Raw genomic sequence first — 4,359 nt, 5'->3', positions numbered from 1 at the left:
TTTTTTCCTGTTGTCTGGGGCTTTTTTTGTCTGTGCCAGCAGGCAAAAGAAGCCCTGCGGGGGTCAAGGGGAACTCCCCTTGCAAGGCATGAAGCGATAGCGGAATGTAGCCTTGCTTTATTTCTTCTGTTGAAAAAAATCGCATGATAAGCCAACAGTTTCAGAACCGCAACCAACACAAAGGGCGGCGGCTTCAGGTTTCCCCAAAACCGCCGCCCTGCTGGTCGGCTTAGGTCGCGCTGCTGCGCTCCAAACTCTGCCGCTCCGCCTGCTGGCTTCGCTAGATTCGGCTATTATTTTTTGACATGAGGACCCCCTGCAGGGCTGTTATCTGATATAGTTGCACGCGGGACTTGTGCAAATTACAAAATTTGTCTAATATGCTTAACCTGTGCAAACCATCAAAAACAACGCCCCTAGTGCGCTTAAAGTCTTGGCGGACACGCAATCTAGGGGCTGCATAGGAAAACCTATGAAAGTAAACCTATGAGCCAATTATACCAACCTGACCTGTTCCTGCAAGAGCGCATCCCGCGCAAACCGTACTGCACCGATGATTTGACCTTCGGCATACGCCCGCGTTCCTACAAAACGGCAATCACGCGCCGTTATATCCAAGTCAATCCGCCCCATCTGCGTACTTTCCTGCTGTTCGATTTGGACTACGCGGGGGCTGCCCTCTCTTGGGAAGATAATAACCTGCCTATGCCCGCATGGGCGGCAATCAACCGCGAAAATACCCATGCACACATCGCCTACGCGCTTTCTGCGCCCGTTCTGACGGCAGATTTCGGCGGACGGCAGGCTGCCTTGCGTTATCTTGCCGCCATAGAAGCCGCGTATCGCGCGAAATTGGGGGGAGATGATGGCTTTAGTGGTCTGATTACCAAAAACCCCATGCACCCCCATTGGGAGCTTCTGCGGGGCGTTCCTGACGCGATACGAGGCTATGACCTGCCCTACCTTGCGGATTTTGTGGATTTGGACAGGTTTAAGCCGTATGTGGGACGCTCCAACGTGGAAGCGGTCGGGTTGGGGCGAAATTGCACAGTGTTCAACATTGTGAGCCGTTGGGCTTATCAGAATGTGCTGGATTTCAAGAAAAAAGGTGGTACACGGGCGGGATGGCTGCGCGAAGTGGGTTTGCGCTGCCTGTCGGTAAACGGGGACTTCCCGACCCCCATGCTTGAGAACGAAGTGAAATGTATTGCGAAGTCTATCGGAAATTGGGTTTGGACGCGCTTTACGGAGCAGGGTAAGGCGGCTTGGCACGCTGCACAGAATGCAAGGCGGAAAACTCGCAGCAATCAGCACAAAAAAGGCAAAATTATTTTAGGAGCTTATGATGACTGAAAAATTGCAACCGCGTAAAACCAAACGTCCGATGACCGCACGCGAAATGGCAAAAAAATTCAATGTAGCGGAAAGCACAATCACTCGCTGGTGGTCTCAAACACGCGCCGACTACCTCGCCGAAAACACCATCAGCCGCGATAAACCGTGGGAAAAGCTCGGTATCAGCCGCCGTACTTGGTACTATCGCGGGAAACCGATGCCGCCTGAAACCGTACAACAGGAGACAAAATAATGCTTGCTCAAATTGAACTGACATCCGCCCGCGCCGAAGCTTTGGCGCGTCTGGAACAATCAACGGGCGAAAGCCGGGCCGTCCTGCTCGGTAGGGCTTTGGACAACTGGTTGGAACAGCAGCAGGAACTTGAAGAATTGCAGGCATCTGTTGAACGCGGTCGCGCGGATATTGCGGCTGGTCGCTGCTATTCTCATGAAGAAGCCATGTCCCGTATCCGTTCGGCTCTACGGGAAAGGTTCGGCGACGAATGAAGATAATCTGGTCTGATGAGGCTACCGCCGAATTGTGGGAAATCCTGATGATGGTGGCTGAGTATGCAGGGCTGGCAAGCTCCGAACGTTACCAGTCTGAATTTGAACGGCTGGTCGCTCTCGCTGCCGATAATCCTAGGATGGGGAGTATCGGCATTATTCCGAAAACCCGCGAACTATACCCGATTAACGGCAAATACCGCATTGTTTACGAGATAACGGGCGATGTTCTGCATGTCCTTACGGTTAAATCATCCAAGCGGCTGCATACGGCTCAAACCCCTGTACATCGCTTGGAGAAAAACGACTAGCCGCCCTTGTTCTCCAACATCCGCCGCAGCTCTGCCAGTTTTTGGCGCGCTGCGGCGTTTTCTGTGCGTTTTAGGGCTTCGGGCAGAGTAGCCCCCAATACTTTGGCGATATTGCCCGGATACGGCTTTCTCGCGCCCGCAATGCGGGTTTCTGCTTCCGCTACGGCTTCTGCCCCGTAGGTCTCTATCAGCCATGCGGCTGTTCGCCTGTCGCGTTCGTTCTCGGTAATCATCGGCTCATCCCCCATCCCCTGCTTTGGGTTCGTTTGTGTCGTTGGCTTATCGTTTGGCTAGTTGATTCAAGATTTCGCTCTGCCGTTGCTGTATTTCGCTCTGCCGCTCTAACTCGGCTGCCAAACTCGCTAGCTGCTGCGCTAAACTCGTGTTTTCCTGCTCTAGCTCTGCCAACCTTTCGCCCAAGTGCGTTAAGGCTTTCATCATTCGCTGCTCGATTGCTGCGTGATTGCTCTCTAATTCCGCTAACGCGTCCAGCATTCGATTCTCGGTCGCTTTGCGATTGCGCTCCAAGTTCTCCAATGCGTCTAACAATGCGGTTTCTATCTCGGTCATCTGTTACCCCTATCTGCTGTTTTTCTGTGGTATGTACCGCCAAGCTCTGGTTTTGTCTTTGTTCGCGTAATACGGCGGCGAATTCGGGTCGGTCGCTACGCATACCCGCGTTGCTTTGCTGTTCTCGACTGGGCAATTCTCCAGTGTTAAACCTTTGGTCTTGGTTTCCAACAGGTCTAGGGTGCGCTCTGCTTCGGCTCTCTGCTGTTTCAGGTCGCCCAGCTCGTTCTTGACGCTCCATATCGCTATGAACAGCCCTAATATGACTATCAACCCTGCCGCCAATATACCTACCAAGCTCCACTGATAGGGCTTGAATACTGCCTTGCTCATGCGTAACTGCTGGGCGTTTATATCGGCGGTTATTTTCTGCTCGCTTTGCTTCAATGCCTCGTTGATATTTTTCCGTAGCTTCTCTAAGTCTGTTTTCGTTTGTTGCTCTATGCTGGCGGCTTCGGTGCGTGATGTCTGCTCGAAGGTCTTCGCCAAATCGGAAATCTTGCTCATACAGTGCGCCTTTCAGTCGGATGTTGCGCCCTTTTGGGTCTGGGTTCTTGATACTGATACTGCTGGGGGTCGCTCGTGATATTTCAAAACCTGCCTTTTCCAGTGTTTCCAGCACGTCCGCGCGGCTTTTTACCTTGCCTGCTAGGGCTAGGGCTTCTAAGCCGTCCGTGATGCTCTGTGCGGCTTCCTGCGTGTTTCTCGGCAGGTCTTTGGCTTGGGTCATGCTCTGCCGTTTGGCGGGGTCGTCGGGGTCGCTGTATCCGTGCGTCAGGTTCTGCATGGTGCGCCATGCGTCCACTCTTCCTCTGTCGGCGGCGTAGTAGTAGGGCTGTAACCGCTTTCCGCTCACAAGCTCGATGTTCGGTATCACGAAGTTGAGTTCCAAACGCCCTTTGTCTCGGTGTTCTACCCATAGGCAGTTGTATTGGTCTTTGTCCAAGCCTGCAAAAATACACTCTTCAAAGCTGTCCATCAGGGCGTGTTTCTGTTCGGCGGGGATGTTGCTTTCTTCAAAGCTCAGGCAGCCGGCAGTGTATTTCTTGGCGTAATCGCTGCTGTCTATCAGGGCGGCGGTTTCTTCGGGGTCGCCGCGTAATAATTTGGCTTCTTCTCGGTCTCGGTCTTTGCCTAGAAGATAGTCTATTGGACCACTCCCGCCGCCTTTCCCCCTATTGAAAAACTGCACAATCATTGGGACTTCCCTCCGTTCTTTTCTTTGGCTAAAAAATCCCGTAGGGAATTCAGGGAACGCTCCAACGCTGCCAGCTCGGTCGTCGCCTTGAGTGCTTCCACGTTGCCCAATGTGCCAATCTTTGCGGCGGTGTTCAGGGTCTTGGCTATTTGGTTCAGGTTGTTTCCCATGCCTGCAAGGACGCGCACGACTTCGGGCGGGAATTGGAATTTGACGGTTTTTTTGTCGGATGCTTTGCCATCTTCCAAAACCCGCTCCCGAATGTAGCGGGCTAAATTCGGATGGGTCTTCTGTCGGGTCAAAGTCTCAAACTCGGTCGGGCTGACTCGGATGATGAGTTGCTTTGTTCGCTTTTCGGCGGTCATTTTTTTTCCTGTTGTCTGGGGCTTTTTTTGTCTGTGCCAGCAGGCAAAAGAAGCCCTGCGGGGGTCAAGGGGA

7 protein-coding genes are annotated in these 4,359 nt (G+C 52.9%); 4 read left to right on the top strand and 3 right to left on the bottom strand.

Translation table 11 applies throughout. The annotated features are described in order from the left end of the window. Window positions 1-486: 486 nt before the first annotated feature. Genes Q9J79_RS10175 through Q9J79_RS10160 form a run of 4 tightly spaced genes read left to right on the top strand, consistent with a single transcriptional unit; the run spans window position 487 to window position 2,153 of the window. Window positions 487-1,353, top strand: a complete 867-nt coding sequence (locus Q9J79_RS10175; RefSeq protein ID WP_301912217.1) for a replication initiation protein — start codon at window positions 487-489, stop codon at window positions 1,351-1,353. Further along, window positions 1,343-1,588 (top strand): rep protein, encoded by a 246-nt coding sequence (locus Q9J79_RS10170; RefSeq protein WP_301912218.1) that lies wholly within the window; start codon window positions 1,343-1,345, stop codon window positions 1,586-1,588. The genes Q9J79_RS10175 and Q9J79_RS10170 overlap by 11 nt, the downstream gene beginning before the upstream one ends. Further along, entirely contained in the window at window positions 1,588-1,842 is a 255-nt protein-coding gene (locus Q9J79_RS10165) for a hypothetical protein (RefSeq protein ID WP_173476903.1), read from the top strand. The genes Q9J79_RS10170 and Q9J79_RS10165 overlap by 1 nt, the downstream gene beginning before the upstream one ends. Continuing rightward, window positions 1,839-2,153 (top strand): type II toxin-antitoxin system RelE/ParE family toxin, encoded by a 315-nt coding sequence (locus tag Q9J79_RS10160; protein WP_012478169.1) that lies wholly within the window; start codon window positions 1,839-1,841, stop codon window positions 2,151-2,153. Before Q9J79_RS10165 ends, Q9J79_RS10160 begins: the two co-directional genes overlap by 4 nt. Here Q9J79_RS10160 and Q9J79_RS10155 read toward each other — a convergent pair. From Q9J79_RS10155 to Q9J79_RS10140, 3 genes are read right to left on the bottom strand one after another with little or no spacing between them, the layout of a single operon-like run. After that, complete coding sequence (locus Q9J79_RS10155; protein ID WP_301912220.1) at window positions 2,150-2,386, bottom strand: CppA family protein; 237 nt, start codon at window positions 2,384-2,386, stop codon at window positions 2,150-2,152. The two genes, Q9J79_RS10160 and Q9J79_RS10155, sit on opposite strands and share 4 nt — an antisense overlap. Beyond that, window positions 2,383-3,921: a relaxase family protein gene (locus Q9J79_RS10525; RefSeq protein WP_500797197.1), complete on the bottom strand. Its 1,539-nt coding sequence runs from the start codon at window positions 3,919-3,921 to the stop codon at window positions 2,383-2,385. The genes Q9J79_RS10155 and Q9J79_RS10525 overlap by 4 nt, the downstream gene beginning before the upstream one ends. Continuing rightward, window positions 3,918-4,286 (bottom strand): MobC family plasmid mobilization relaxosome protein, encoded by a 369-nt coding sequence (locus Q9J79_RS10140; protein WP_301912216.1) that lies wholly within the window; start codon window positions 4,284-4,286, stop codon window positions 3,918-3,920. The genes Q9J79_RS10525 and Q9J79_RS10140 overlap by 4 nt, the downstream gene beginning before the upstream one ends. Window positions 4,287-4,359 lie beyond the last annotated feature (73 nt).

It is taken from the genome of Neisseria viridiae (assembly GCF_962747995.1).
Taxonomy (GTDB): domain Bacteria; phylum Pseudomonadota; class Gammaproteobacteria; order Burkholderiales; family Neisseriaceae; genus Neisseria; species Neisseria viridiae.
The sequence above is the reverse complement of the archived record's forward strand: the minus strand, read 5'-3'. Positions and strand labels throughout refer to the sequence as shown.

Excerpts from the sequence above, each read along its gene's own strand:
- Q9J79_RS10525 (WP_500797197.1), bottom strand. The coding sequence starts at position 3,921 with ATGATTGTGCAGTTTTTCAATAGGGGGAAAGGCGGCGGGAGTGGTCCA.
- Q9J79_RS10175 (WP_301912217.1), top strand. The coding sequence starts at position 487 with ATGAGCCAATTATACCAACCTGACCTGTTCCTGCAAGAGCGCATCCCG.
- Q9J79_RS10160 (WP_012478169.1), top strand. The coding sequence starts at position 1,839 with ATGAAGATAATCTGGTCTGATGAGGCTACCGCCGAATTGTGGGAAATC.
- Q9J79_RS10165 (WP_173476903.1), top strand. The coding sequence starts at position 1,588 with ATGCTTGCTCAAATTGAACTGACATCCGCCCGCGCCGAAGCTTTGGCG.
- Q9J79_RS10140 (WP_301912216.1), bottom strand. The coding sequence starts at position 4,286 with ATGACCGCCGAAAAGCGAACAAAGCAACTCATCATCCGAGTCAGCCCG.
- Q9J79_RS10155 (WP_301912220.1), bottom strand. The coding sequence starts at position 2,386 with ATGATTACCGAGAACGAACGCGACAGGCGAACAGCCGCATGGCTGATA.
- Q9J79_RS10170 (WP_301912218.1), top strand. The coding sequence starts at position 1,343 with ATGATGACTGAAAAATTGCAACCGCGTAAAACCAAACGTCCGATGACC.